The organism is Rhodococcus gannanensis (genome assembly GCF_042681175.1).
Taxonomy (GTDB): domain Bacteria; phylum Actinomycetota; class Actinomycetes; order Mycobacteriales; family Mycobacteriaceae; genus Rhodococcus_G; species Rhodococcus_G gannanensis.
Genome location: NZ_JBHUFB010000012.1, coordinates 193,205 through 197,051, shown reverse-complemented (window position 1 = coordinate 197,051; position 3,847 = coordinate 193,205). Strand labels below are relative to the sequence as shown.

Below are 3,847 nucleotides of genomic sequence, written 5' to 3'. Positions count from 1 at the left end.
CCGCGAGGGGTCACGTCGCGGCGCCGAACCACCGTGCCGTCGCCTCGTCGAGGCCGACCTGGTCCGCACCCACCCACACCACGTGACAGTCCGGCCGCAGCAGCGCCGCGGGCACGTCCAGGTCCGGGGCAGCGTCGACGACGTGGTCGACGCGATCCGACCAGCAGGTCACCGACAGTGCGCCGGTGCTGTCGAGGAGCATCCCGCGACCCTCGTGCATCAGGTCGTAGAGCCGGCCGCCGGTCAGCGACAGGTCCCGCAGCCGCCGACCCAGCAGCTCCGAACCGTCGCCGTCGACGTCGTACCGGATGCCGATCGCGGTGATCTTCTCCATCAGGAGCCGGCGCACGTCCGCGAACGCCGCCAGCTCCGACACCAGACGCCGCACCGCCAGCGGGCCGGGCTCCGTCGACAGCAGCGTCATCTGAGCGCGGGTCGTGTCGAGGACGTCCGCGGCGACCGGTCGGCGCTCGCTCTCGTAGCTGTCGAGCAGCGCGTCCGGCGCCCACCCGTCGACGGTGGCCGCGAGCTTCCAGCCGAGGTTGAACGCGTCCTGGATGCCGAGGTTCAGGCCCTGCCCGCCGGTCGGGGGATGAATGTGAGCGGCGTCGCCGGCCAGCAGCACCCGCCCGACCCGGTACCGGTCCGCGAGTCGGGTCGCGTCCCCGAATCGGGACAGCCACCGCGGGGAGTGCACGCCGAAGTCGGTGCCCGCGACCCGCAGGAGCTGTCGTCGGAAGTCCTCGAGTGTCGGTGCGGCCGAGCGGTCCTCGGCCACGCCGTCCGCGGGTACCACCACCCGGTACACGCCGCCGCCGAGCGGCCCGAGACCGAACCGCTTCTGCACGCGACGCACCTCCGCGACCACCGACGCGACCTCGTCCGGGGACGCGGTCACCTCCATCTCGCCGAGCAGTGTCTCCACCCGCGCCGGTTCCCCCGGGAAACCGACCCCGAGCAGTGAGCGCACCGTGCTCCGGCCGCCGTCGCAGCCGACCAGGTACCGAGCCCGCACCCGGTCACCGTCGGCGGTCTCCACAGTGACGCCGTCGTCCTGAGCCAGCCCCGTCACGGCGCAGCCCCGCCGGATCTCGGCGCCCAGTTCGGCGGCGCGCTCGGTGAGAAGCCTGTCCACGACCGGCTGCGGGATGCCCAGGACGTACCCGTGCGCGGTGTCCAGGTCCGTCGGCCACGGCATCTCGATGCCGGCGAAGAAGCCGCCGGCAACGTGCCGCGTGCCGTGCTCGAGGAACCGGTCCAGCAGGCCCCGCTGGTCGAGGATCTCGATGGTGCGCACGTGCAGCCCGAGCGCCCGCACGTGCGGAAGCGGCTCCGGTTCCCGCTCCAGCACGAGAACCCGGACACCCTGCAACCGCAGCTCACTCGCCAGCATCATCCCGGTCGGCCCACCGCCGGCAACCACCACGTCGATCACGGACACCCCTCTCGGCGAACCGACGCGCGGTCGGCGGTGGCCACGGGCCGGATCACGCACCCATCCTTGCATCGAGGAGACCGCACCTGGTCGCGAGTTCTGAGGGACCGGTGCGGACACCCCACCGGTCACGGTCACGTACAATTTCCTGTACGTATGCGAGGAGGAAGTCCGATGAGGACAATGAGCTACTCGGAGTCGCGCGCCAAGTACGCCGAGACCCTGAACGCCGTCACCGACGACCGCGAGGAAATCGTGATCACCCGGGCCGGCCACGAGCCCGTCGTCATGGTCGCACTGGACGACTACGAATCATTGAAGGAAACGGCGTACCTGCTCAAGAGTCCGGAGAACGCGCGCCGCCTGTTGGCCTCGATCGAGCGACTCGAAGAGGGCAGTGGCACCACTCGCGACCTGGTCGAATGAAGCTCGTCTGGGACGAGAGTGCATGGGAGGACTACCTCTGGTGGCAGGTCCAGGACCGCAAGGTCCTCAAGCGGATCAACACGCTGATCCGAAATGTCGCGAGGAGCGGCAACGAGGGAATCGGCAAGCCCGAACCGCTGAAGCACGGCTTCCACGGATACTGGTCACGACGAATCACCTCCGAACACCGCCTCGTGTACAAACTCGGGGAGGCCGAGATACGCATCGCCGCTTGCCGCTACCACTACGGCAGCTGACGCGATCAGTCGTCGAACTCGGCGATCAGCCGGTCGGTGGCGCCGCAGTCCTGCACGAACCTGCGTCGCGTCGGGTCCTCGGCGCACTCCCGGAGCATCTCGTCGCCGTCCGGCACCTCCTCGGCGGCGAGGATCGCCGACCACACACCGAAATCCGTGGCGGTGAACGCGTCCACCGCGCCGTGCAGCGAACGACGCAGCACCGCACGGTCTTCCGCGTTCAGCCGGTCGTGCACGAGCCGCACCATCTCCCCGGCCACCGACGAGTGCGCGGTCTCGTCGCGGCGGTGCAGGGACACCGTCGCCCGGTTCACCGGCTGCACGTTCGGGTCGGCGGAGATCACCGACAGGTACTCACCGATCGATGTCTCCGCGACGGTCGAGAATCCCAGCGCCACCAGTGCCGCCTCTCGCCCCTCCGGCAGGGACGACGTCGCCGCCCGGTACTTCCGCACCATCAGGCTGTCCGGCAGCGCCCGGTCGGGCAGCGACCACTCGCGGCGCCGCCGCACCAGCGCGGACCCGTTCAGATGCATGAGGGTGTGGTACTCCTCGTCGACGAGGGCCTGCATCACCGCTGCGCGCGCGGCGTCGGAGAACCCGGTACCCAGCGCGTCCCGGAACAGCACGCCGAAACCCGGTGTCACGACGGACTGTTCGATGTCCATCACGTTCTTGTTGTAGGCGATCCACGCCCAGGAGTTGATCCGACGGCGCGCCGCCTCGTCCAGGGCCTCGTACCGCGGGTGCCCACGGATCGGCAGCATCTCCTCCGGGAAGTCGGTTCGCTGCGGGTCGAACAGCTCCTCCATCGTCGGCCCGTCCAGCTGGGGTTCGTCGCGGCGGACGGTGGCGCGTCGCGGCCAGCTGCGAACGAGACCTCGGATGACCGCCGTCTCCGCGGGATCGGTGGGGTCGTGGTCGGGCAGCCGGTCGGTCACCGCGCCAGATCCTCGAACAGGCGCGCACACAGCGCCGCGTACTCGTCGTCGTGATCACCGAGCGGCACGCGGGCCCGGGCGAGCAGCGCCGCGAAGTCCCCGGTGTCGCCGACGGCTGCGTCCGATACCCGCGACACCGCCCGCGTCAGCGCGTCCCGCGCCGCCGACGCGTACGGGTTGGCGGTCTGCACGTCCCGGTACACCTCGGGGGTGCCGCCCGTGACGCGGGCGAGCAGCGCCGACATGGTCGCGAACGGGGGAGTGGCCATCGCCGCCGCCTCGTCCGCGTCGACGTCGAGATCGGCCAGGGCCCACCCGAACGCGAGCACGGTCGCATGAGTGAGGGCCTGCAGCGCCGCACACAGCCGGTCGTGGTGGTCCGCGCTCGTCACCTGCACCCGGCCACCCCAACGGCGCAGGTCCGCGACGAACTCGTCCACCGCGGGACCGCCGTGGTGGACGACCACCGCGACCGCGCGACCCGGCAACCCCAGTGCGGGCGCGAACATCGGATTCACTCCGACCACCGGAGCGTCGGTGCCTGCGACCGCCGACGCGAACCGCGACTTCACCGAGAGCGTCTCGATCAGCACCGCCGATGGCTGCATGCGGGCCCTCACCGCCCCGACCGCGGTGAGGGCCACGTACTCGGGGACGGCGAGCACCACCACGTCAGCGGCGCGCAGCAGGCCCGTGACCCGCTCGTCGGGTGCGTGCACGTCGTCACCGTCGGCGGCGTCCACCACGTCGACGACCGCGCCGTCGGCGCGCCACCGTTTCGCGAGCAT

The 3,847-nt window shown here is 71.0% G+C and carries 5 protein-coding genes; 2 read left to right on the top strand and 3 right to left on the bottom strand.

What is annotated here, in order from left to right:
- Positions 1 to 10: 10 nt before the first annotated feature.
- Complete coding sequence (gene rox / locus ACFSJG_RS15795; protein WP_378486180.1) at positions 11 to 1,435, bottom strand: rifampin monooxygenase; 1,425 nt, start codon at positions 1,433 to 1,435, stop codon at positions 11 to 13.
- Positions 1,436 to 1,609: 174 nt separating this feature from the next.
- Here rox and ACFSJG_RS15790 point away from each other — a divergent pair, with 174 nt between their 5' ends.
- Positions 1,610 to 1,861 (top strand): type II toxin-antitoxin system Phd/YefM family antitoxin, encoded by a 252-nt coding sequence (locus ACFSJG_RS15790; RefSeq protein WP_378486179.1) that lies wholly within the window; start codon positions 1,610 to 1,612, stop codon positions 1,859 to 1,861.
- Positions 1,858 to 2,118 (top strand): Txe/YoeB family addiction module toxin, encoded by a 261-nt coding sequence (locus ACFSJG_RS15785; protein ID WP_378486178.1) that lies wholly within the window; start codon positions 1,858 to 1,860, stop codon positions 2,116 to 2,118. Before ACFSJG_RS15790 ends, ACFSJG_RS15785 begins: the two co-directional genes overlap by 4 nt.
- Before the next feature lie 5 nt (positions 2,119 to 2,123).
- On the opposite strand, the gene ACFSJG_RS15780 is transcribed toward ACFSJG_RS15785, so the two are convergent.
- Both ACFSJG_RS15780 and ACFSJG_RS15775 read right to left on the bottom strand, forming a co-directional pair.
- The gene (locus ACFSJG_RS15780) at positions 2,124 to 3,059 is read right to left on the bottom strand and encodes a diiron oxygenase (protein WP_378486177.1); all 936 of its coding nucleotides are present in this window, start codon (positions 3,057 to 3,059) and stop codon (positions 2,124 to 2,126) included.
- The gene (locus ACFSJG_RS15775; protein WP_378486446.1) at positions 3,056 to 3,847 is read right to left on the bottom strand and encodes a prephenate dehydrogenase dimerization domain-containing protein; all 792 of its coding nucleotides are present in this window, start codon (positions 3,845 to 3,847) and stop codon (positions 3,056 to 3,058) included. The genes ACFSJG_RS15780 and ACFSJG_RS15775 overlap by 4 nt, the downstream gene beginning before the upstream one ends.